Consider the following 23,351-nt stretch of genomic DNA (forward strand, 5'->3'; position numbering starts at 1 on the left):
GAGGCCGCTGCGTCAGCGCACCAAAACGCGTGCGCCGCGCAGCTGCGCCACGCCGTCGACGACGTCGGTCCACACCACATGCGCCACGCCGTTGGCGACCTGCAGCTGCGGGAAGCCCGTGCCGCGCCCGCGGCCAGCGACCTTCGCCACCTGCAGGCGCTGGTATTCGGTGGCGAGATCTGGCGAGCGGCGCGACAGCCACAGCGACTGCCCGTCGCCGTCCTCGCGCAGCCACAGCAGCCAGGCCTGGTCATCGCCGAGCGCGACATCGACGCGGCCCTGCACCGCTTCGCCGCGGTCGAGGTCCACCGGCGCCGCGAACGTGGTGCCCGCATCATCGCTGTACGCGGCGCGCACCTGCGCCACGCCGTCAGGCGCGGTGTACCAGGCCACCACCGCCGCATCGCCTTCGGCGGCCACGGACGGGCCGTTGACCGGGCAGGCCGGCATGGTCCAGTTGTCGGCATGCACGCGCACGGGCGTCGTCCACGCATCGCCGATCAGGCGCGTGGTCATGATGTCGCGCACTTCGCCGGAGGTGCGGCCGCGGTACACCAGCAGCGCGCCGCGCCCGGTCACCGCCACCGAGGTCTGGCAGCAATCGCAGACGCTGGCGTCGATCTCCGTGTCCAGCGTGCGACGCAGCGTGGGGCCATAAACGGCGGCGCGCAGGGTCATCGCACCGCCAGCTTCGGCGCCGTGGGCATGACCGGCGTCGCCACCAGCGGAGGCTTCCGCTGCAGCGGCATCGGTCGCGGCCATCGCCGCGCCCGTGTTGCGGCCATCCAGCCAGGCGATGCCGACGCTGTCCTGCGCCTGCGGCCACAGCGACACGAACCCGTGCTCACTGGCGGTGCCGTCGTCGTGCGGGCTGAACGGCGTGCTCCAGCGCATGCCGCCGTCGCGCGAGTTGCTGAGGGCCACGTCGTAGGCGTGCGGCGCCGCGCCGTTCTTCTGCAGCCAGTGCGCCCACAGCGTGCCGTCGGCGGTGGCGGTGATGTGCGGCGTGTCGGCCCAGTTCACGACCATGCTCTGGCCGATGGCGATGGTGACCGGCGCGGTCTGCCAGCGCAGGTCGCCCGGGTGGTAGCTGGAGAACTGCAGGATGTGGCGGCGGCCGGGCTGCGAATTGGTCCACGCCAGCAGCAGGCGGCCATCGGCCGCGCGCGCGAGGTCCGGCAGCGCCGAGCCGGGCTGCGTCGCCGGCAGCGGCCAGTCCTCGACGACGCGCTCCACGGCGGGATCGACGCCGGCGGCGGGCGCGGCGGGCGCGGGGGTCTCGGCCCTGTCGCCACATCCGGCGGCAAGGCCCAGCACGGCAAGGGCGAGGATGGCGGTGCGCATGGCTGCAGCGTACCGTGGGCCACGCCATGTTCACCACCGTCGCCAGCTACAGCGATCCGCTCGAGGCGCACCTCGCCTGCGGGCTGCTGCAGGCCGAGGGCCTCGACGCACGCCTGGACGACACCGGCACCGCGATCGCCAACTGGGAGTGGCGGCTGGCGATCGGCGGCATGCGCCTGCGGGTGCCCGACGCCCAGGCGATCCATGCGCGCCGCGTGCTCGCCGAACTCGATGCCGGCGCATACGCGCTCGACACCGCCGAAGACGATGCCGCCGACGCGGCCGAAGCCGCAGCGGATGACGCGCGCCTGCTGCCACCCGACCGCGAATCCGTCTCCAGCCGCATCGCCTGGGCGGCGCTGATGCTGCTCGGCCTGCCGCTGCCATGGCGCCGGCGCCGCGGCGGTTCCGACGAGGTCGTGCGCAAGGCCTGAGCGGCCGGCGCTGTCAACGGGTTACGCGCTTCGGCGACGCGGGGGACAATCACCGGTCCGCGGCGATTTGCTGCCGCCTGCCTGCAGGACACGACGCTGGACATCACGCCCGCGCTCGCGCGCAAGATCGCCGCCACCATCGCCGACGAGATCGGTGCCCGCCCCGCCCAGGTCGACGCCGCCACCGCGCTGCTCGACGGCGGCGCGACCGTGCCGTTCATCGCGCGCTACCGCAAGGAGGCCACCGAGGGCCTCGACGACACCCAGCTGCGCGACCTCGAGGTCCGCCTGGCCTACCTGCGCGAGCTCGAGGAGCGGCGCGCGGCGATCCTGGCCAGCATCGACGAGCAGGGCAAGCTGAGCGACGAACTGCGCGCCGACATCGACGCCGCCGACAGCAAGGCGCGCCTGGAAGACCTGTACCTGCCCTACAAGCCCAAGCGCCGCACCCGTGCGCAGATCGCGCGCGAAGCCGGGCTGGAGCCGCTGGCCGACGGCCTGCTCGCCGACCCGACGCAGGTGCCGGACGAGTTCGCACTCGGCTTCGTCGATGCCGACAACGGCGTCGCCGATGCCAAGGCCGCGCTGGAAGGCGCGCGCGCGATCCTGATCGAGCGCTGGGGCGAGGACGCGGCGCTGATCGGCGAGCTGCGCGAATGGCTGTCCGCGCAGGGCGTGATCCGGTCGAAGGTGGCCGAGGGCAAGGAAGCCGCCGGCGAGAAGTTCCGCGACTACTTCGACCACGCCGAGCCGCTGGCGAAGATCCCCTCGCACCGGCTGCTGGCGCTGTTCCGCGGCCGCCGCGAGGAATTCCTGCAGATCGAGCTGGAACCCGGCAGCGATGTCGACGCCGGCAACGCCTACGCCGAGGGCCGCGTCGCGCTGCGCGCCGGCATCCGCGCGGCGGGCCGTGCCGCCGACGCCTGGCTGCTCAACGCCTGCCGCCTGGCGTGGCGCGCCAAGCTGCAGCTGCACCTGATGCTCGACCTGTTCGCGCAGGCGCGCGAGAAGGCCGAGGCCGAAGCGATCACGGTGTTCGGCGACAACCTCAAGGACCTGCTGCTGGCGGCGCCGGCGGGACCCAAGGCGGTGCTCGGCATCGACCCGGGCATCCGCACCGGCTGCAAGATCGCGGTGGTCGACGCCACCGGCAAGCTGGTCGCCACCGACACCATCTATCCGCACGAGCCACGCAAGCAGTGGGACCAGTCGGTGCACGTGCTGCGCAAGCTGTGCGCCGAGCATGGCGTGCAGCTGGTCGCGATCGGCAACGGCACCGCCTCGCGCGAGACCGACCGGCTCGCCGCCGACGTCATGAAGGCCGCGCCGGAACTGAAGCTGCAGAAGATCGTGGTCAGCGAGGCCGGCGCCTCGGTGTATTCGGCATCGGAGACCGCGGCCCGTGAGTTCCCCGGCCTGGACGTGTCGATCCGCGGCGCGGTGTCGATCGCGCGGCGGCTGCAGGATCCGCTCGCCGAACTGGTCAAGATCGAGCCCAAGGCGATCGGCGTCGGCCAGTACCAGCACGACGTCGACCAGTACCGGCTGGCGCGCGCGCTGGATGCGCGCGTCGAGGACTGCGTCAACGCGGTCGGCGTGCACGTCAACACCGCCTCGGGTGCGCTGCTCGCGCGTGTTGCCGGGCTGTCGACCACGGTGGCCGACAACATCGTCGCGCACCGCGACGCCAACGGACCGTTCAAGCGCCGCAAGGACCTCTTGAAGGTGCCGCGCTTGGGCGAGAAGACCTTCGAGCAGTGCGCCGGTTTCCTGCGCATCGCCGACGGCGACGAACCGCTCGATGCCTCCGCCGTGCATCCCGAGGCGTATCCGGTGGTCGAGCGCATGGTGCAGGCCTGTGGCCGCGAGGTGAAAGCGCTGATCGGCGATGCCGCCTTCGTGCGCACGCTCAAGCCCGCACAGTTCACCGACGCGCGCTTCGGCGAGCCGACCGTGCGCGACATCCTCGGCGAGCTGGAAAAGCCGGGCCGCGACCCGCGCCCGGAGTTCAAGGCGGCGACCTTCGCCGACGGCGTCGAGGACATCAGGGACCTGCGCGTGGGGATGATCCTCGAGGGCGTGGTGAGCAACGTCGCCGCGTTCGGTGCCTTCGTCGACATCGGCGTGCACCAGGACGGGCTGGTGCACATCTCCGCGCTGGCGGACCGCTACGTGAAGGACCCGCGCGAGGTGGTCAAGGCCGGCGACATCGTGAAAGTGAAGGTGCTGGAGGTCGACGTGGCCCGCAAGCGCATCGCGCTGACGCGGCGGCTGGATGATGCGCCGGCGCCGCGCGAGGAACGGCAGGACGCGCGCCGCGATGGCGGTGCCCGCGATCCGCGCTCGCGCACGGGTGGTGGCCCGCGCGGCGCTGGCGGACCCGGGAATGGTCCACGCAGCGGCGCCCCGCGCGCCGACGCCCCGCCAGCGAACAGCGCACTGGCCGACGCCTTCTCCCGCGCGAAGCGCAGCTGAGGATTGCGGCCTCCGGCCACGTCGGCCCGCCACGCCGGACGTGGCGGGCGCGACGCGTGCACGCTGCTGGCACGCCATGTTCAGCGCGGCGGAACCTTCGCCCGGGCGCTGCGTGGGACAATGGCGGGCGATGAAAACGCTCCATCCCGTCCCAGACCGCGACCCGCGCCCGGTGCCGCCCGAGCCGCCGCTCCCCAGCGACTGCTGCGACAGCGGCTGCGACCCGTGCGTGAATGACAGCTACAGCGAAGAGCTGCAGTTCTACCGCGAGCAGCTCGCACGCTGGCTCGAGCGCCACCCCGACGCCGGCTGACGCCGGCGCATCAGCGCCTGATGGCCCGATGCCGCCACGCGCGGCACGCGCCCGGTTGATGCGGGTCAAGGACCCGCCGCAGGCGCGTATCCATACTCCTCCCACGATCCGGGGCAGCCTGTTTCCGCGCTGCCCCGGCACCCGCATGGCCTGGAGGTCGACGACGTGCACGCGATTCAAGGCCGGCTCGCCCGGCGAACCCCGGCGCGCCACGCCGGACGCACTGCCCTGGCGCTCGCCCTGGCACTCGCCGCGGGCGGCGCGCAGGCCAGCGACGCGTGGCAAACCAGCGGCGACGTCCGCTTCGGCTACGTCGGCTCCGAAACGCGCGCCCGCAGCGGCGCCACCACCGACGCCGACAGCATCCGCGCCAGGGTGCGCTTCCGCGTGCGCGGCGACCTCGGCGGCGACTGGCATGCCAGCGGCCGCGTGGCCGCGCGCCTCGACAGCGAACAGGACGACGCGGAATTCTGGGTGCGCACCTACGCGCCCGGCCCCGCCGGACTCGAGGACGGCCAGGCGACCATCGACGAGGCCTACCTGGAATACCGCCCCGCGGAATCGCCCTGGAGCCTGCGCCTGGGGCGCTTCCAGGCCGCGTTCGCCATCGACGACATCATGAAGAAGTCGTTGGACCAGAACGACAGCACCAACTTCGACATCACCTGGACCGATGGCGCCTGGTGGCAGTGGCGGGGCCAGGACTGGACCACGCACGTGATCGCGCGGCACAACGACCGCCGCGGCCCCACCGGCGCGCTGCGCCGCCCGCTGGACTTCGCCGATGGCGGTTCGCGCGCCGGCCTGTTCGTGGCGGCGGAATCGAAGACGGCCGTCGGCCCCGTGGTGCAGCGCATGGTCACGCTGACCTGGCTGCCGTCCGCGCTGCGCACCAACGGCCTCGCCGACCCGGCGCTCGAGGACTACCTGGCGGTGACCGCCAAGGCCGCCGCCGAATGGCCGCTGGGCGACGGCGGCACCAGGTTCCGGCTCGGCGGCGAGATCGGTTGGGCGCCGGACACGCCGCGCCGCGAGGCGGTGAACTCCGGCACCGGCGAAGCCGACGCGCTGTCCTGGCAGGCCTCCTTCAGCTTCATGGACGTCCTGCCCGACCACGACTTCGGCCTCGTCTACGGGCGCGTGGCCGACGGCTGGCTGCTGTCGAGCGACTTCCGCCCCCACGACGAGCTGCTCGAGGCGCGCTGGGTGTGGCAGGCCTCGAAGGCCTGGCAGCTCGACGCGCGCATCCGCCGCCGCGAGGAGATCGACCTGCCCGCCAGCGCCGCCGGCCCGCGACGGGACGACGACGTGTATCTGCGGGCGACCTGGAAGTTCTGAGCGGCGCACACAACCTGCGTCGCGTGGACTGGTCGGCCGGCACCCGCAGCCGCGGATGCCGGCCGACCCTGGCAATGCGCGGCGTTATCCGCCGTTCTGCTGCGTGGTGGTGCGTGAACCCACCTGGATCCGGCGCGGGGTGGTTTCCGGCCGCTTCGGGATGACGATCTCGAGCACGCCGTGCTCGCCGCTCGCCGAGATGCGGTCCGGATCGGCGCTGTCGGGCAGTGCGAACCGGCGATGGAAAATGCCGTGGCTGCGCTCGATGCGCGAGAACTGCTCGCCTTCCTCGCGGGTCACGCTGCTGCGCTCGCCCTTCAGGGTGAGCAGCCCCTTGTCCATCTGGATCTCGATGTCCTTGGGGTCGACGCCGGGGATGTCGGCATAGAGCACGAAGCGGTCGTGTTCTTCCTTGATGTCGACGCGTGGCGCCCACTGGCTGGTGACCACCGACGATTCGTCGTTGCCGGTGTCGCCCATCAGGTTGCCGCCGAAGAGGCGGTCGAAGAGCTGGCCCATCGGGTCCTGGGCGCGAGGCCACTGGTCGCGCTGGCGGCTGATCTGGTTCATATGTCCTCCTCCGTTGTTGCAGGGCAGGCGCACCGGCCCACCACTGGCGGAGATAGGAACGGCGGAACCGTGATCAAGGTGGCGGCGGCCGCATCGCGCGTCCACCGTTGCCTGCCGTTAAGCCACGCGCCGGCGACGCTGCAGGTGCACCAGCAACAGCGAGATCGCCGCCGGAGTCATGCCCGGGATGCGCTGCGCCTGGCCGATGGTGCCAGGCCGCACCTGCTCCAGTTTCTGGCGCAGTTCCGACGACAGGCCGCGGACCACGGCGTAGTCGAACGCGTGGTCGATCGTGGTGTCCTCGCTGCGCCGCTGGCGCGCGATCTCCTCGCGCTGGCGCTCGAGGTAGCCGGAATACTTGGTCTCGATCTCGACCTGCTCGGCCACGGCCGGATCGGCCACTGCCGGTCCGAATGCCGGCACCGTGACCAGTCGCGCGTAGTCGAGCTCGGGCCTGCGCAGCAGGTCGAGCGCGCTGGATTCGCGGCTCAGTTCGATGCCGAGCGTGGCCACCGCCTCGCGCCCGGTCGCGTTGTTGGGCGACGCGCGCAGCGCGCCCAGGCGCGCGGTCTCGGCCGCCACCGCATCGCGCTTGCGTGCGAACGCATCCCAGCGCGCGTCGTCGACCAGGCCCAGGTCGCGGCCGATCGCGGTGAGCCGCAGGTCGGCGTTGTCCTCGCGCAGCTGCAGGCGGTATTCGGCGCGCGAGGTGAACATGCGGTACGGCTCGACCGTGCCGTGGGTGATGAGATCGTCGACCAGGACGCCGATGTAGGCCTGGTCGCGGCGCGGCGACCAGCCTTCATGGCCCTGCACCAGGCGCGCGGCGTTGGCGCCGGCCAGCAGGCCCTGCGCGGCGGCTTCTTCGTAGCCGGTGGTGCCGTTGATCTGGCCGGCGAAGAACAGCCCTGCCACGGCCTTGGTTTCCAGCGTGGCCTTGAGCCCGCGCGGATCGAAGAAGTCGTATTCGATCGCGTAGCCCGGGCGGGTGATGTGCGCGCGCCCGAAGCCCTGCACCGAACGCACCAGCGCAAGCTGCACGTCGAACGGCAGCGAGGTGGAGATGCCGTTGGGGTAGATCTCGGCGACATCCAGCCCTTCCGGCTCGACGAACACCTGGTGGCTCGCCTTTTCCGCGAAGCGCACCACCTTGTCCTCGATCGACGGGCAGTAGCGCGGGCCGGTGCCTTCGATCTGTCCCGAGTACAGGGGAGAACGGTGCAGCGCGCCGCGGATGATGTCGTGCGTGCGCTCCGTGGTCTGGGTGATCCAGCACGAGACCTGGCGCGGCTGGTCGGCGTGCGTGCCCATGAACGAAAACACCGGGCGCGGGTCGTCGCCGGGCTGCTCCACCATCACCGAGTAGTCGAGGCTGCGGCCATCGATGCGCGGCGGCGTGCCGGTCTTCAGCCGATCGACCACGAACGGGCCGTCGCGCAGGCGCGCGGCCAGCGTGGTTGCCGGCGGGTCGCCCATGCGGCCGGCGGAGTACTGGGTTTCGCCGACATGGATGCGCCCGGCGAGGAAGGTGCCCGCGGTCAGCACCACCGCCGGCGCATCGAAGCGCAGACCGGTGTTGGTCACCGCGCCGCGCACGCTGCCGGCTTCGATCACCAGGTCATCGACCGCGGCCTGGAACACGGTGAGGTTGGCCTGCGCTTCCACTGCGCGACGGATGAAGGCGCGATACAGCGCACGATCCGCCTGGCAACGCGTTGCGCGCACCGCCGGCCCCTTGGATGCGTTGAGCCGGCGCCACTGGATGCCGGCGGCGTCGGCGGCGCGCGCCATCACGCCGCCGAGCGCGTCGATCTCGCGCACCAGATGGCCCTTGCCGATGCCGCCGATGGCCGGATTGCAGCTCATCGCGCCGACCGTCTCGATGTTGTGTGTCAGCAGCAACGTGCGCGCACCGGCGCGCGCGGCGGCCATCGCGGCTTCGGTGCCGGCGTGGCCACCGCCGATGACGATGACGTCGTAGCGATGGAAGTCGTGATGCATGTCGCGATTATCGCGTTAGCTGTTGGCGGAGTGCGCGCGCGCGGAAAGTTGGCACGCTACCTGCATTCTCTTCTGGCGCACCCGGAATGGCCAACGACCCAGGGGGACGGGGCCGGAGATTGGAACAGGGCTGGCCAGGCGCATTCCGGGGGAGCGAAGGGGCCGAACGTCGGGGGACGTTCGGCCCCGTTTTTTTTGGCCGCAGGAACGGGCCGGTGGCGCCTTGAAAGGCGCCGACGCCCGGCGGGAGCGGAACAGGGGGGATCCGGGATCCCCCGCCGGGTGTCGACAATCGTCAGACCCAATTACGTCCTAAAGCGACGCAACCGGTCAGTTGGCCTAGCTTGCGACCACTGCGAGCCCCTTTGCAAGCGGCAATATGTTTCAAGTTCGCGACACAGGTCGCGTTACGGCGTCTCCGTCAGGACCTCGCGGGTGCTGCGCCGCTCCGTCGCGCTGCGCACTGGCGCCCGGACCGCAGGCCGCGACGCGGGGACGGCGGCGCTGCGCTCAACCCTGGCTGGCGACTGCAGGCGCCCGCCCTGGGCCGCCGCAGGCACGGGGCGTTGCTGCCGTGCCTGCAACGGCGCGGCGCGCTCGACTGGCTGCATGCGCGCGCCCGGCCGCTCCTGTTGCACGACGGGCGTCCGCAGCCTGGCGTCTGGAGCCATCATCGACGTGGGTCGCGGATCCCGCTGCAGCGGGCGCTCGCGGGTGCGCGGAGGCGCCCGGTCTGCGGGAGCCGGTGCCCGCAGGCGACCGTCAGATGGCGTGATCGTGCGTCCGGGCCGTGATTCCCAGCCGTCGCGGATATGCGGGCGCGCCTGCGACTGGCTCGGCCGCGACGGAATGCCCGTGGACGGCGGATCCGGCCTGTCCGGACGGCCCTGGTACGGCGGGCGGTATGGCGGGCGATACGGCGGGTAATAGCCGTAACCGGGCCAGCCGTACCATGAGGAACCGCCGTACCACGGCGAGCCGTAACCACCGTAGTAGCGGCCATAGCCGCCGTAATAGCCGATGCCGACACCGAGCCCGTACGGCGCGCCATACCCGTATCCGCCATAGCCGTCATAACCACCACGGCCGTAGCCGCCACCGTGGTAGTAGTCGCCGTAGGCGTCGTATCCGCCACGGCCGCTGTAGCCGTAACCGGTGGCGCAACCGCCCAGCACCAGCGCTGCGGCGGCGGCGATAAGGAACTTGCGGATCATGGCGATTCCCCTGGAGGTGTACTGGGCCAGAGTCGGCCCAAGCCCTTGAATTGGCGCTTAACCCACCGCCGATTGCAAGAAGCGCGGCTGAACCCCTCAGCCATCTCGGATAATGTGCGGACATGCCCGACGCCCTGCCCAGCTTCGACGACGTGCTTGCCGCTGCCGCCCGCATCGCGCCACACGCACTGGTCACGCCGGTGCTCCGGTCGCGCGGCCTGGATGCGTTGGCCGGGTGCACGCTCGCCTTCAAGGGCGAGCACCTGCAGCGCGCGGGTGCGTTCAAGTTCCGCGGGGCATGCAATGCGGTGTGGGCGCTGCCCGACGCCGTGGCCGCACGCGGCGTGGTGACCCATTCGTCCGGCAACCATGGCGGTGCGCTGGCCCTGGCCGCGGCGACGCGCGGCATGTCCTGCCACGTGGTGGTCCCGGCGGACGCGGTGCGGGCCAAACTGGCGGCCATTGCCGCGTACGGTGCGGTACTGCACCGCTGCGCGCCCGGCATCGCCGCCCGTGAGGCGGCCTGCGCGGAGGTCCAGACGGCCAGCGGCGCAACGCTGGTCCATCCCTATGCCGATCCGCTGGTGATCGCCGGGCAAGGAACGGCAGCACTGGAGCTGCTCGCCGAGGCGGGTGACCTGGATGCCCTGGTGGTGCCGGTGGGCGGCGGCGGCCTGGCGGCCGGCACGGCGCTCACGCTGGCCGCGCGCGCACCGGGCTGCCGCCTGTTCCTCGCCGAGCCGCGCGGCGCCGCGGACACGCAGGCTTCGCTGGCATGTGGCGAACGGGTCACCGACCTGGTGCCCGACACCATCTGCGACGGCCTGCGCGGCACGCTCGGCGCGCCCGGCTTTTCCCTGCTCCGCGAGCACGGCGCCGAAGTCATCCTAGTCGACGACGCCGACACGGTCGCCGCGATGCGCCTGCTATGGCAGCGGCTGAAACAGGTCGTCGAGCCGTCGTCGGCGATCGCGCTCGCCGCGGTGCTTGGGCAGCGCGAGCGCTTCGCCGGCCAGCGTGTCGGCGTGGTGCTCTCGGGCGGCAACGTCGATCTCGACGCACTGCCGTGGCGCGCATGAGCCGGCGCCGCGCCCAACGCCGCCGGCAACCGCGCCTGCGCAGCTTGCGCTGGCTGCCGCGCCTCGTGCTGCTGTGCCTGCTGTGGCTGGCGGGGGTGGCCGCGTGGATCGTCTACGTGGGCGGCCGCGACCAGGCCGGGCCGGCCGATGCCATCGTGGTGCTGGGTGCCGCCGCCTACGACACGCGGCCGTCGCCGGTGTTCACCGAACGCATCCGCCATGGCATCGCGCTCTACGAACGCGGCTTTGCGCCGACCCTGGTGTTCACCGGCGGCTATGGCAGCGGCGCGCGTTTCTCCGAATCGCAGGTGGCGCGCACGTATGCGCTGCGCCAGGGCGTTCCGGACGACGCCATCCTGTTCGAAACCCTGTCGCGCACCACCTTCCAGAACCTGGCGCAGGCGCGCGACGTGCTGTCCGAAAACGGCCTGCAGCGCGTGATCGTGGTCAGTGATCCGCTGCACATGGCGCGCGCGCTGCGGCTGTGCCGCCGGCTCGGCATCGACGCGCTCGGCTCGCCCACGCCGAGCAGCCGGTTCCGCAGCTTCCGCACGCAATGGCGGTTCCTCGCGCGCGAGGTGTACTTCTTCCACCGCGACGTGGTGGTCAGACCCGAGTAGCGGCGGGGATGCCCGCTCAGGGCGTGGCGGACACCAGGGTCAGGCCTTCGCGCAGCAGCCAGCGCGTCGCGGCGGCACGGTCGGCCAGCGGCACGTCGACCAGCACGCCCACCAGCCAGCGGAAGGACCGGCAGCGCGCGTCGCGACTGGCGGCATCGCGACCCTCCGACATCAGCCCGGCCATGAAGCCGTCATGCAGGAAGGTCGCGCTGACGGCGGCGGACTTCAGCACCTGGCGCGCCTGGACCGGATCGTAAGGCTGCGGCTGGCCCTGCAGGCCGGCGATTGCGACATCGGTAAAGGCGAGTGCGAAACGCTCGCGGCTGGCGCTGCCGAGGCGGTCGACCGTGCGCTGGAACGCGGCGACATCGCGTGCCGCATCGGGTTCGAACAGCGCGCACAGCGCCAGCGATTCGTCCGGCAGGCGCGAGCTGGCGTGCACCGCCTGGAACAGCCTGTCGATCGTCGCGTCGGGCGCGCGCAGCAGCACGTCATCGCCCATCGCCAGCACCTGGCTGGCATCGATCCGCGACAGGTCGATCCCGTAGCCCTGCGCGCTGGCGGTGGAGGCGGCGCCAGCCAGCAGCACGGCCATCAAGGCGCCGCCGGCAAAGCGGCGCAGCGCCGGACGCGGTGCGAGGGCGATGGCGTCCGTGGCGACGGGCGCGTTGCGGACAGTCATGGCGTGCCGGATGTGGTTGCTCATCCGCGGAGTGTAGGCAGCGCCGGTGTGCGTTCGCTGAACCCGCGGCTCAGGCGTTGCGGCGGCGCACCGGGATGCCGCTCGCGGGGAAGCGTGCCACTTCGCCGCCGGCCTCGCGGATCGGCGCGCCGTGCGCGGGCGACCAGGCCATCGCGGTGATCGTTTCCCACGTGGCCGGGAGCAGGTTGTCGGCGCCGCGCCAGTCTTCGTAGGCGGCCTGCGCCGCGGCAAAGCGCCCACGCCCGGTGAGCGCGCGCCGCCTGCCGGCCAGCGCGTTGGTCGCGCCCAGCGCGCGCAGTTCGCGCATGAGTGCCGGCATGTCGCGGTGGCCGTGCACCTCAACCTCGCGGTCGAGCACCGGGTCGCGAAAGCCGGCCCGCATCAGCGCATCGCCGAAGCCGGCGATGGGCACGAACGGCGACACGTGCGCCTCGTCGTCGGCCGCCGCGAACGCCGCGCGCAGCTCGTGCAGGGTGTCGGGGCCGAACGTCGAGCACAGCAGCATGCCGCCCGGGCGCAGCACGCGGCGGAAGCCGGCGAACAGCGCGTCGAGGTCGTCCACCCACTGCACGCACAGGTTGCTGAAAAGCAGGTCGACGCTGTTGTCGGCCAGCGGCAGCAGGCGCGCATCCGCGCAGACGCGGTCGATGCGCCGCTGCAGCGGGTTCCAGCCGCGGCGCGGCGCCAGCTGGTGGAGCATCGGCAGCGCCAGGTCGATGGCCAGCACGCGCGCCTTCGGCCAGCGCGCGCGCAGCGCCAGCGCGGCACTGCCCGGACCGCTGCCGACATCCACCACGGTGTCGGGCACGCGCTCGCCGAGGTATTCCAGCGATTCCATCAGCCGCGCTTCCACGTCGCGCTGCAGCGCCGCCGCGGCGCCGTAGCCGGCAGCGGCGCGCGAGAAGGCGCGGCGCACCTGGCGGGTGTCGAAGGTGTCGGTCATGGCGATGCGTCTGCGGCAAGGAAGCCGCTGATCGCGGCCGCGACCTCGTCGGCATGGGTGAGGAACGGCGCGTGGCCGGCGTGTTCGACCTGGACGAACTGCGACGCAGGCGTGCGCGCCGCCGCGGCGCGCATCGCGCGCGGATCCACCACGCGATCGCGGCGCCCGGCCAGCCACAGGCTGGGCACGCGCAGCGCGGGCAGCAGCGGCCGCTGGTCGACGCTGCCGAGCAGGTCGAGGCCGTCGGCCAGCGCCGATGCCGGCGGCTCGCCGCGCGCGAAGATCTCGGCGCGCAGGGCGCGAAGCTCGCCCTTCGGATCGTCGGAACCGAAGGCTTCCAGCGCGATGAAGCGCTCCAGCGTGCCGTGGTAGTCCTCGCGCAGCCCGCGTGCGAAGCCGGCGAAGATCTCCGCCGACATGCCGAAGCGGCCGTCGTCGTCGCCCGCGGCCGCCGGGTCGCGCACGAAGCGCGGCGCCGAGCACACCATCGCCAGCGCCGGCACGCGCTCCGGGCGCGTGGCCGCGGCGTGCAGCGCCACCATCCCGCCCAGCGACCAGCCCAGCCACGGCGCCACAGGCACACGCGCGGCGATCGCGGCGGCGCAGGCTTCCGGCGCGAGCGGGACATCGCTGTCGCGGCTGCGGCCGTGCCCCGGCAGGTCCACCACATGCAGGGTGAAGCGGTCCTCGAGGCGTGCCACCAGCGGCGCGAACACGCCGCCGTGCATCGCCCAGCCGTGCAGCAGCACCAGCGGCGCGCCTTGGCCGCGGACTTCGACGTGCAGGTTCGTGCTCACGCCGCAGTCGGTACCTTGTGGTGCGGGGCTGGAATGTCCCTGTCGAAGGGCATGGCGGATTTCCGTAGAGAGCGGCGCAGTGAACCGGGAAGTCTGGAAACCGGGTCCGACCCTGTCAACCAGACGCGGAGCCCGGTGGTTGACGGAAGGGGTCCGCGGCCGAGGCTGGCCCCATGGACCGCGGCAATCTGGCCCTATGATCGCACCCGCGGCCCTCGCAATCTGGCCCCAAAGCACAGGAGCCCGATCGTGACCGACAGTACCCGCCTGCAGCAGCGCCGCATGGCCGCGATTCCCCGCGGCGTGGCGACCGCGATGACCAACTTCGCCGAACGCGCAGAGAACGCCGAGCTCTGGGACACCGACGGACAGCGCTTCGTCGATTTCGCCGGCGGCATCGCCGTGCTCAATGTCGGCCACCGCCACCCGAAAGTGATGGCGGCGGTGCGTGACCAGCTCGACCGCTACACCCACACCGCGTTCCAGGTGATGGCCTACGAGCCCTACGTGGCACTGGCCGAACGCCTGAACGCGCTGGCGCCGATTGACGGTCCGGCCAAGACGATCCTGTTCTCGACAGGCGCCGAGGCGGTGGAGAACGCGGTCAAGATCGCCCGTGCGGCGACCGGCCGCCGTGCGGTGATCGCGTTTTCGGGCGGCTTCCACGGCCGCAGCTTCATGGCGATGGCGATGACCGGCAAGACCGTGCCGTACAAGCGCGGCTTCGGCCCGTTGCCCGGCGACGTCCACCACCTGCCGTTCCCCGCCGCGCACCGCGGTGGCACGGTGGAAGAGAGCCTTGCGGCGCTGGACAGCCTGTTCCGCACCGACGTGTCGCCAGAGGACGTGGCGGCGATCGTGATCGAGCCGGTGCAGGGCGAAGGCGGCTTCCTGCCGGCGCCGGCCGGACTGATGCGCGCGCTGCGAGAGATCGCCGACGCGCATGGCATCGCGCTGGTCGCCGACGAGGTGCAGACCGGCTTCGGTCGCACCGGGCGGATGTTCGGCATCGAACACTCGGACGTCCGCCCCGACCTGATGGTCGTGGCCAAGTCGCTTGCCGGCGGCTTTCCGCTGTCCGGCGTGATCGGCCGCGCCGCACTGATGGATGCGGCCGAGCCCGGCGGGCTGGGCGGCACCTATGCCGGCTCGCCGATCGCCTGCGCAGCCGCACTCGCCGTGCTGGACGTGATCGAGGAGGAGGGCCTGCTGGAGCGCGCGCGCGTGCTCGGCGAGCGCGTGCTCGCGCGCCTGGCGGCATTCGCGCAGCGCGACGACCTGCGCCCGGTCGGCAACGTCCGCGGCCTCGGCTCGATGCTCGCCTTCGACCTGCTCGCCCGCCGCGGCGACGCCGCGCCGGATCCGGCCGCGACCCGCGCGGTGCTGCAGCGGGCGCATGCGCTGGGCCTGGTGCTGCTGGGCTGCGGCGGCCAGGGCGAGTCGATCCGCCTGCTGTATCCGCTGACGATTTCCGATGGCGTGTTCGACGAGGGCATGGCGCTGCTGGAACAGGCGCTGCTGCTGCCGTCGGACGCCGCGGCCTGACGCGCGGGCCGGCATCGGTGTCCTGCGGCTACCATTCGGCGGTCCTGCGCATGCGATGCCGCCGATGAAGCCCGAACCGCGCGCGCTCGACCAGCTCAACCTCGCCCTCGACCCGGCCGCGCCGCTGAGCCTGCAGCACCAGCTCCGGCAGCAGATCGTCGACGCCATGCACCGCGCCGTGCTGCGGCCCGGGCAGCGCCTGCCGTCGTCACGGCAGCTCGCCGAACGCATCGGCGTGTCGCGCAATACCGTCAGCCTGGCCTATGACGGCTTGCTGGCCGATGGCTACCTCTCGAGTCGCTCGCGCAGCGGCGTGTACGTGGCCGCGGACGTGGTCGGGGCGCGGATCGGCGCCGGGCGGCGGCGGCGCGATCCTGCATCGCCGCTGGCCGCGCGCCTGCCAGCGGAGCCCGAGGACACCGGCTTCCGCTGTCCGCAGCATTGGCACCGCTATCCCTTCTCGTTCATCGACGGCCGCGTCGACGCCGAACTGACTCCGGCCGCGGAATGGGGCGAAGCCATCCGGCTGGCCGGGTCCCGCCACGAAGTGCAGCAGTGGCACCAGGAAGGCGGCGACAACGACGACGCCATGCTGGTGGAGGAGATCCGCGGCAAGATCCTGCCGATGCGCGGCATCCAGGCCGGCGCCGACGAAGTTCTCGTAACGCTGTCGAGCACGCATGCCCTGCAGATCGCGGGGGAACTGCTGGTCAGGCGCGGCACGCCGGTGGTGCTGGAGCGCCCGACCGATCCCGCGTTCGAGCGCCGGCTCCGCGCGCGCCATGCGGACGTTTCGATGCTCGACCCCGACCCGCTCGCGCCGCTGCCACCGGGTGCGGTGGTGGTGACCAGCCGACGGCACGGCTTCGCCTCCGGCTCGAACGACCCCGGACGGCTGCTGGCGCGCGTCGCGGCCGCGGACGGGGTATTGATCGAACACGACGTGCCGTCCGGCGTCCAGGACACCGGCCGCGTCGCTTCCGCGCTGCGCGCCTTCGACCAGGACGGCCGGGTGGTCTACGCCGGCGGGCTGGCGCCGGCGGTGTCGTACGGCGAGCCTCCGGGCATGCTGGTCGCGCCGGCGGCACTGATTGAGCGCGCGCGCGAGCTGCGCGCCCGGCAGGGCACCATCCCGCCGCGCCTGATGCAGCGCGCCTGGGCGTACTTCATCGGGCTCGGCCACTATTCGTCAGCACTGGTCCGCGCCGGACGCGTGCTGGCCGAGCGCCGCACGGCGCTGCGCGACGCCCTCAACCACTACCTGCACGAACGGGTCAGCATCGAGACCGCGCCCGGCGCCAGTGCGTACTGGGTGAGCGTGCCCGTCGGAATGGATGCGCGCGAGCTGGCGCGCCAGGCCGCCGGGATCGGCGTGCTGGTCGAACCCGGCTGCCACCGCGACGGCCGCGAGGCGCTGTGCATGGGCGTAACCGGCATTTCCGCCGCGCGCATCCGCGAGGGCGTGCGCCACCTGGCGCGGCTGGTGCGCGGCGATCTGTCGCCGTCGTCGCGCCGGATGGAAGACGAGCCCAGCGCACCCCTGCGCGGCAAGGCGCTGCGCCGTGCGATCGCCGGCGCTTCGCTGCTTTACAGCACGGTGTATGGCGCGCCCTGCACGCTGGAGATCCACGCCGACGGCGACCTGGCCGGCACCGCGGGCTACGCCGGCGAGGACTGCGACCGCGGCCACTGGTGGATCGAAGACGATCGCTGGTACCGGCAGTGGCGGCAATGGGCCTACGGCGAGGCGACCGGTTACTCGGTGGTGGTCGACGGCGACCAGGTGCGCTTCTTCGGCGAGGACGGGTTCCTCGCCGATACGGCGGTGCTGACGCGCTGGCCAACCCGGCGCCGCGCGCGCTAGGGCGCCTACTGCGTCACGGGCACAGGCTGCGGATGCCGTGCGCGGCCAGCGCGGCGTCCATCCACAGATAGGTGTCGTCGTCGGAGAAGTAGTAGTAGGCGCTGCGGTTGGGCAGGATCAGCACCGTGATGCCGCCATAGCCGGACATCAGCGGAATCCACAGCTCGCCGCTGCAGCCGGCCATCCGGCCGCCCACGTCGTGCGCCCAGAAGCCGTTGTTGTAGCGATAGCCGGCGAGCGGGGCGAGGCCGCGGTCCGCGGGATCGCGCTGCAGGGCGGCATCGAGCTGGCCCTGGTCAAGGACGGCCTGCGACTGGCTGCCGCTGGCAAGGAAGTCGGTGATCCGGGCGACGTCGTTGCGCGTCCACATCAGCCCCCAGCCGGTGAAGGGCTGGATCGTCGCGTCGTAGGTACGTCGGGTGAAATCGGCGGTGCGGCCCACGCCCAGCGGCAGCAGCACGTCACCGAGCACGGTGTCGGCGTAGATGTCGGCGGCCGCGCCCTCCAGCGCCTTCAGGCGTGCGTTCATCGCGGTACCGAGGATGTAGGTGTCGGAGCTGTGGTAGACCCAGCGGCTCCCCGGCTGCGCCTTTCGGCTGTAGTGGCTGCAGCTGTAGCCGATCTTGGCCGCATGGGTCTCGGCCAGGAACAGGCCGTTGGTGTGGGTCGCACCCTCGTCGCTCATGTAGCCCGCCAGCGCGTAGTTGCCGGTGGCCATGTCCAGCGCATTGCCGAAGGTCACGTCGTTCCAGCTGCCGTTCGCGGCGCAGGCCGGGACGTGGCTGCCGATGATCTGGTCGAAGGTGCCCGGATGGCTGGCCTCCAGGCGCATCATCGCCAGCCCGGCGAACACGCTCTTGGCGGCCGAGTACGACGGCACGACCAGCGACTCGCAGTAGGGATACGCGCCGCGACGGGTGGTGCATCCGCCGCTGTAGTGGATGCCGTCGATGACGAAGCCCACCAGCGACACGTGCTGCGGATCCTTGCCGTTGGGCGCTGCGAACTTCGCCGGATCGGTGCCCGGGTAGTCCTGGGCCAGCGCGGACAGGGGCCGGACCGGCATGCGGCCGGCGACGTCGGCCTGGTGATCGGCGACCACGCTGGCCGCGCCGGCAACCGCCGCCGGCGTGTAGTCGCTGGCCAGCAGTCCCCACATGTCGACCTTGAAATACAGGCAGGTCTCCGAGGCGATCTGGTAGGCCACCTTCGATACCGCGCCGTCGTCCCGGAACAGGAACGTAAGCACGCCGTTGTGCATGCAGTTGGCGTTCTTCTGCTGCAGCGCGAACGGCAACGCCACGCGGCTGTAGCCGTTGTCGCCAGCCTCATCCCACACGCGGCCGGGCGACAGCACGTATTCCCAGTGCGGATGGAGGGCGGGCACCGAGTCGCGCCGCACCGGCACGATGTGGCTGCCGGTCTGCACCAGCTCGAAATCGAATTCCGGCAGGTGCTTGAGCGGGCTGTCCTGGCTGCCGGTGTAGCGGAAGCTGTCCACGTGCTCGGTGAAACCGCCGGCGGTGGCCTCGCCCGACAGCGTGAGCCGGCCCGCAAAGGTGTTGCCGGGTGTCGCCGCGCCCGCGGGGAGCGCGTAGTGGGCGTAGTCGAGCGGCGCGCCGGGCGCGGTGCCGCTCATCAGCGTGGTGAAGCCGAGCTGGCTGCGGGCCACGTTGCCATTGCCGGGCAGCGGATCGAAATCGCCACCGCCACCCGGTGCCGTGGTGGCGGTGGCGGACAGCGCAATGCCGACCTGCGCGTGGTCGGGATCATTCGAGGCGATCACCAGCGTGCCGGAGAAGCTTCCGGCGGCAAGCGGTGCGAAGCGCAGCTGGACCTGGCAGCTCGCGCCGGGCGCCAGGGTGCCGCAGTCGTGCGCGGTGATGCTGAAGGGCGCGACGGGCGCGACCACCTGCGAAACCACCAGCGCCGCGGTGCCGGCGTTGGCGACCGTCGCCACCACGTTCGCGCTTGCACCGACCGCAACGCTGCCAAACCCCAGGCTCGCCGGCACCACGATGTCCGGCCCGGTGGGCGCACCAGCGGTTCCGCTGACCACGACCGCGTGCCCGTAGCAGTAGTCGCCGGTAGTGGTGCCGCTGCCGCGCAGGCGCAGCAGCACCTGCGTGCTGTTGTCGATGCCGGCGGGCGAGGCGCCCGCGGTGTACGGGATGCCGTTGTCCTGGCCGTTGCCAAGCGTCAGCACTGCGGTCCAGCTGCCGCCACCGTTGGTGGAGACCTCCGCGTGGCAGAACTCGTTGCTCTCCAGCGAGCCGGCCGAGATCGTGAACTCCGCCCGCACCGCGCTGTATCCCGCGGTGGAGATCGCGCGGGTCGCGCTCGCCGCGCCGCGCAGTCGCAGCGTGCCCTGGTAAGCATCGACGCTGCCGCTGGTGGCCCAGCCGGCGATGCCTCCGGCGAAGTCGACGGCGAACACCGTGCTCGCGCGCGCCGTGGCGGACAGCGCCAACCCCAGTGCCAACGACACCACGACCGATCCCGCGAAGACAGGCAGCTTCATGGCGGCGCACCTCTTGGCCTGGACAGGCGACCACCGCACGCTGCCCCATGCATGCCGGTCGGCGATAGCGCCAATCCGGGGGCTTCGATGGGGCCAGTGCCCGGCCGTGCGATGTGCCGCGGGGCCAGCCGCGTCACCCGTGTGCTCTGGCACCATCCAGGCCCGCCGACTGGCTCTAATCTGCGCGCGCCGCTGCCCCTACCGTCGGCCTCGTGCACATCGAACAGGATCACGCCTTGGCCAACAGCGACACAATTCCCGGCTTCGGGATCGCCGGGCTGCAGCTCGACCTGGCGCCGGGCGACAACCTCGAGCGGATCGCGACCGAGGTGGCCCAGGTGGCCAGGCGCTTCCCATGGGTGCGGATGGTGCTGCTGGGCGAGCTGTGCGGCTTCGGCGCCAACACCGGCCACGCGCAGTGCCTGCCGGGCGACGCCGAGCAGTTCCTGCGCAATGTCGCGCGCGACAGCGGGCTGTGGCTGGTGCCCGGCTCGCTGTACGAGCGCGACGGCGACGCGGTCTACAACACCACGCCGGTGATCGATCCGTCCGGCAAGGTCGTGGCGCGCTATCGCAAGATGTTCCCGTTCGCACCGTACGAGCGCGGCGTCGCGCCCGGCAACGAATTCGTGGTGTTCGACGTGCCCGGTGCAGGCCGCTTCGGACTGTCGATCTGTTACGACATGTGGTTCCCGGAAACCACGCGCTCGCTGGTGAGCCTGGGTGCCGAGGTGATCCTGCATCCCACCCTGACCAACACCATCGACCGCGAGACCGAACTCGCGATCGCCCGCGCGGGCGCGGCCACCAACCAGTGCTACTTCGTCGACATCAACGTCGCCGGCACGCTCGGCGTCGGACGCTCCATCGTCTGCGGACCCGGCGGCGAGGTGATCCACCAGGCCGGCAGCGGGCGCGAGGTGATCGCGTTCGAGGTCGATTTCGCCCACGTGCGCCGCTGCCGCGAGCGCGGCTGGCAGGGCCTCGGGCAACCACTCAAGAGTTTCCGGGACAGCACCGTGGTGTTTCCCGCCTACGACGCCGCGCCGGCGCCTTCGCCCGCGTTCGATGCGCTCGGGGCGCTGCGGCTGCCCGGAACCGAATGAATCCGCGACACATCCGCACTGTTTCGAGTTGTTGCCTGGGGAGGCCGAAAAGATGACCGCAACAAACGCACGCAAGATCCCGCACCACCGCCGTCCGCGCTGCTCGCCACTCGCCGTCGCCGTCATGGCCGGGCTGCTGGCGCACGCACCGGCGTTCGCACAGGACGCGCCGTCCGCCGACGCGCCGGCCAGCCAGCCGACCCAGCTCGACACCATCGTGGTGACCGCGCAGGGCCGCGAGCAGGACATCCTGGCGGTGCCCTACAACATCAGCGTGGTGTCGGGCGAGGCGATCGAGCAGCAGAACATCCTCGACACCGCCGAGCTGATGCGCGGCGTCGCCGGCGTGGGCGTGGTCGATCGCGGCGCGCGCAATTCCAGCGTGGTCAGCGGCATCCGCATCCGCGGCCTCAACGTCGACAGCTCGGCGCTGGGTGACTACGCGGTCTCGGCGATGTCCACGGTCGCCACGTATGTCGACAACACGCCGTTGTTCGCCAACTTCCTGCTCTCCGACATCGACCGCGTCGAGGTGCTGCGCGGCCCGCAGGGCACGCTGTACGGCTCCGGCGCACTCGGCGGCGCGGTGCGCTTCCTGCTGCGCCAGCCCGAGCTCGATGCCTGGGATGCGCGGGTCAGCTTCAGCGCGTCGAGCGTCGACGGCTCCAGCGGCATCGGCCTGTCCGGCTCCGGCATGCTGAACGTACCGGTGTCGGACACGCTGGCAATGCGCTTCAACGTCACCAGCAACGACTTCGCCGGCGTCACCGACTACCGCAACGTGTACCGCCTGGATGCGGACGGCATGCCGACCGCTCCGGACGGCATCCTCGCCGACACGGCGGAATACGAGCGCGTCCGCGATGCCGACACCGTGCGCCAGCACTACGGCCGCGGCTCGCTGCTGTGGAAGCCCAGCGACGCGTTCGACCTGACGCTCAGCTACATGGCCCAGGCCGACCGCTTTGGCGGACGCCGTGCCACCAGCCTCGGCAACGATGGCTGGGGCGTGCCCTACGACGACCTCGAAGTGGGCTCGGTGCAGCGCGAACCGGCCGCGCGCCACGTCAACCTCACCAGCCTGGAGGCCAATGTCGACCTCGGCTTCGCCACGCTGACCTCCAGCACCTCGCACTACAACCACGAGGGCGACATCACCAGCGAGAACACCGGCTTCTACGCACAGAACGGCTGGCTCGGCTTCTACTACAACTACCCGCGGCCGCTGGCCTCGGCGGTGCGCAGCTACGGCGAGAAGGCCTTCACCCAGGAGCTGCGCCTGGTCTCGAAGTCCGAAGGCCGCTTCGATTACGTGCTCGGCGCCTACTACCAGGACCAGGACCGCTTCGCGACCCAGGTGAGCTACCTGCGCGGCTTCAAGCGCTGGTGGGACGCCGCCTTCCCCGGCTTCGAGGGCGCGGTGATCAGCGATGTCGACTTCGACTACCGGCAGGACGAGAACTTCCAGGAAACCGCGGTCTATGGCGAGCTGACCTGGCACGCCACCGATGCCATGCAGTTCACCGGCGGCTTCCGCCACTTCCGCCACGAAGCGGAGACCGACGTCGCGCAGACCACGAGCAACTGGGCGTCGATCGTGGACAGCTCGCAGTCGCATGGCGAAAAAAGCGACACGCGTACGCTGTTCAAGGGCAACGCGTCGTGGTTCTTCGCGCCGCACAGCCAGCTTTACGCGACGGTCTCGGAGGGCTATCGCCGCGGCGGCACCAACGGCACGCCGACCACCGGCAACTTCGCCGAAGACCCGGCCTGGACCACCTACAAGTCCGACACCGTGCGCAACCACGAACTCGGCATCAAGGGCCGCATCGGCAGGACCAGCTACAACGCCAACGTGTTCTACGTCGACTGGGAGGACCCGCAGGTCAACAGCTCGACCACGTGGTGGGGCTTCTTCGCTGTGCAGAACGCGGAGAAGGCCAGCACCCGCGGCGTGGAGCTGGAGCTCGCCGGCGGCATTGGCGAAGGCTTCAACTACAACCTCGGCTACACCTACACCGAGGCCCGCCTCGAAGCGGATGCGGTGGCCGTGGACGGCGCCTACCTCTACGGCCGCAAGGGCGATCCGCTGCCCGGCGTGTCCGAGCACCGCTTCAACGCCGGCGGCAGCTACGGCATCCCGCTCGGGCGTGGCCTGCTGACGCTGCGCGGCGATGCCTACTACCAGTCCGAGTCCGAGAACGCGCTCAGCCTCAATCCGAAGTTCAAGCGCACGCTCGACGGCTTCGCGATCTTCAACGCGTCGGCGACCTACAGCGTCGAGAACTGGGACCTGACGCTGTGGCTGAAGAACATCGCCAACGAGGAAGGCATCGGCGGCCTGTACACCGAGGAATACATGGGCACCGCGCCGGCCGAGGGCTATTTCGGCAACGGCTCGAAGGCACTGGTCGCATTGCCGCGCACCGTGGGCGTCACGATCGGCTACCGTTTCTGAGATGGGGGAGCGCAGACCGGTGGACA

At 71.5% G+C, this 23,351-nt stretch carries 18 protein-coding genes; 10 read left to right on the forward strand and 8 right to left on the reverse strand.

All coding sequences use genetic code 11. The features are described from left to right. Positions 1 to 12 precede the first annotated feature (12 nt). Positions 13 to 1,344, reverse strand: a complete 1,332-nt coding sequence (locus tag JGR64_RS13415; RefSeq protein ID WP_199374085.1) for a hypothetical protein — start codon at positions 1,342 to 1,344, stop codon at positions 13 to 15. A gap of 26 nt (positions 1,345 to 1,370) precedes the next feature. On the opposite strand from JGR64_RS13415, the gene JGR64_RS13420 reads away from it, so the two are divergent. From JGR64_RS13420 to JGR64_RS13435, 4 genes are all read left to right on the forward strand, one after another. Continuing rightward, positions 1,371 to 1,778 carry a DUF2007 domain-containing protein gene (locus JGR64_RS13420; RefSeq protein WP_199374086.1) on the forward strand — a complete coding sequence of 136 codons (408 nt, stop codon included), beginning with the start codon at positions 1,371 to 1,373 and terminating at the stop codon, positions 1,776 to 1,778. A gap of 102 nt (positions 1,779 to 1,880) precedes the next feature. Next, positions 1,881 to 4,253, forward strand: a complete 2,373-nt coding sequence (locus tag JGR64_RS13425; protein ID WP_199374381.1) for a Tex family protein — start codon at positions 1,881 to 1,883, stop codon at positions 4,251 to 4,253. Between the two features lie 130 nt (positions 4,254 to 4,383). Further along, positions 4,384 to 4,566 carry an oxidoreductase-like domain-containing protein gene (locus JGR64_RS13430; RefSeq protein ID WP_199374088.1) on the forward strand — a complete coding sequence of 61 codons (183 nt, stop codon included), beginning with the start codon at positions 4,384 to 4,386 and terminating at the stop codon, positions 4,564 to 4,566. Positions 4,567 to 4,731: 165 nt separating this feature from the next. After that, complete coding sequence (locus tag JGR64_RS13435) at positions 4,732 to 5,904, forward strand: porin (protein ID WP_199374090.1); 1,173 nt, start codon at positions 4,732 to 4,734, stop codon at positions 5,902 to 5,904. Positions 5,905 to 5,988: 84 nt separating this feature from the next. Here the strand turns inward: JGR64_RS13435 and JGR64_RS13440 are convergent, their stop codons facing one another. From JGR64_RS13440 to JGR64_RS13450, 3 genes are all read right to left on the reverse strand, one after another. Continuing rightward, positions 5,989 to 6,474, reverse strand: coding sequence for an Hsp20/alpha crystallin family protein (locus tag JGR64_RS13440; protein WP_199374092.1), 486 nt, complete (start codon positions 6,472 to 6,474; stop codon positions 5,989 to 5,991). 117 nt (positions 6,475 to 6,591) lie between these two features. Further along, the gene (mnmG, locus tag JGR64_RS13445) at positions 6,592 to 8,475 is read right to left on the reverse strand and encodes a tRNA uridine-5-carboxymethylaminomethyl(34) synthesis enzyme MnmG (RefSeq protein ID WP_199374094.1); all 1,884 of its coding nucleotides are present in this window, start codon (positions 8,473 to 8,475) and stop codon (positions 6,592 to 6,594) included. A 407-nt stretch (positions 8,476 to 8,882) separates the two neighbouring features. Continuing rightward, entirely contained in the window at positions 8,883 to 9,689 is an 807-nt protein-coding gene (locus JGR64_RS13450) for a hypothetical protein (protein ID WP_199374096.1), read from the reverse strand. Positions 9,690 to 9,811: 122 nt separating this feature from the next. Between JGR64_RS13450 and JGR64_RS13455 the strand changes: the two genes are divergently transcribed. Then, positions 9,812 to 10,768: a pyridoxal-phosphate dependent enzyme gene (locus JGR64_RS13455; RefSeq protein ID WP_199374098.1), complete on the forward strand. Its 957-nt coding sequence runs from the start codon at positions 9,812 to 9,814 to the stop codon at positions 10,766 to 10,768. After that, positions 10,765 to 11,388, forward strand: coding sequence for a YdcF family protein (locus tag JGR64_RS13460; RefSeq protein WP_199374099.1), 624 nt, complete (start codon positions 10,765 to 10,767; stop codon positions 11,386 to 11,388). The genes JGR64_RS13455 and JGR64_RS13460 overlap by 4 nt, the downstream gene beginning before the upstream one ends. Positions 11,389 to 11,404: 16 nt before the next feature. Here the strand turns inward: JGR64_RS13460 and JGR64_RS13465 are convergent, their stop codons facing one another. The 3 genes from JGR64_RS13465 to bioH are packed head-to-tail and all read right to left on the reverse strand — an operon-like array spanning position 11,405 to position 13,819. Continuing rightward, positions 11,405 to 12,094 (reverse strand): hypothetical protein, encoded by a 690-nt coding sequence (locus JGR64_RS13465; protein WP_199374101.1) that lies wholly within the window; start codon positions 12,092 to 12,094, stop codon positions 11,405 to 11,407. 46 nt (positions 12,095 to 12,140) lie between these two features. Then, positions 12,141 to 13,034, reverse strand: a complete 894-nt coding sequence (gene bioC, locus JGR64_RS13470; protein WP_199374103.1) for a malonyl-ACP O-methyltransferase BioC — start codon at positions 13,032 to 13,034, stop codon at positions 12,141 to 12,143. Then, positions 13,031 to 13,819: a pimeloyl-ACP methyl ester esterase BioH gene (gene bioH, locus JGR64_RS13475; RefSeq protein WP_199374383.1), complete on the reverse strand. Its 789-nt coding sequence runs from the start codon at positions 13,817 to 13,819 to the stop codon at positions 13,031 to 13,033. The genes bioC and bioH overlap by 4 nt, the downstream gene beginning before the upstream one ends. 261 nt (positions 13,820 to 14,080) lie before the next feature. Here bioH and gabT point away from each other — a divergent pair, with 261 nt between their 5' ends. Together gabT and JGR64_RS13485 are read left to right on the forward strand one after the other, a co-directional pair. After that, positions 14,081 to 15,376 carry a 4-aminobutyrate--2-oxoglutarate transaminase gene (gene gabT, locus JGR64_RS13480; protein WP_199374105.1) on the forward strand — a complete coding sequence of 432 codons (1,296 nt, stop codon included), beginning with the start codon at positions 14,081 to 14,083 and terminating at the stop codon, positions 15,374 to 15,376. A 64-nt stretch (positions 15,377 to 15,440) separates the two neighbouring features. Next, complete coding sequence (locus JGR64_RS13485) at positions 15,441 to 17,240, forward strand: PLP-dependent aminotransferase family protein (RefSeq protein WP_199374107.1); 1,800 nt, start codon at positions 15,441 to 15,443, stop codon at positions 17,238 to 17,240. A 13-nt stretch (positions 17,241 to 17,253) separates the two neighbouring features. Here JGR64_RS13485 and JGR64_RS13490 read toward each other — a convergent pair whose 3' ends face one another. Next, entirely contained in the window at positions 17,254 to 19,761 is a 2,508-nt protein-coding gene (locus JGR64_RS13490; RefSeq protein ID WP_199374109.1) for a choice-of-anchor D domain-containing protein, read from the reverse strand. 236 nt (positions 19,762 to 19,997) lie between these two features. Here JGR64_RS13490 and JGR64_RS13495 point away from each other — a divergent pair, with 236 nt between their 5' ends. Together JGR64_RS13495 and JGR64_RS13500 are read left to right on the forward strand one after the other, a co-directional pair. Next, positions 19,998 to 20,867, forward strand: coding sequence for a carbon-nitrogen hydrolase family protein (locus JGR64_RS13495; protein ID WP_199374111.1), 870 nt, complete (start codon positions 19,998 to 20,000; stop codon positions 20,865 to 20,867). Positions 20,868 to 20,919: 52 nt separating this feature from the next. Continuing rightward, positions 20,920 to 23,325 (forward strand): TonB-dependent receptor, encoded by a 2,406-nt coding sequence (locus JGR64_RS13500; protein ID WP_199374113.1) that lies wholly within the window; start codon positions 20,920 to 20,922, stop codon positions 23,323 to 23,325. Positions 23,326 to 23,351 lie beyond the last annotated feature (26 nt).

Source organism: Luteimonas sp. MC1572 (assembly GCF_016615815.1).
Taxonomy (GTDB): domain Bacteria; phylum Pseudomonadota; class Gammaproteobacteria; order Xanthomonadales; family Xanthomonadaceae; genus Luteimonas.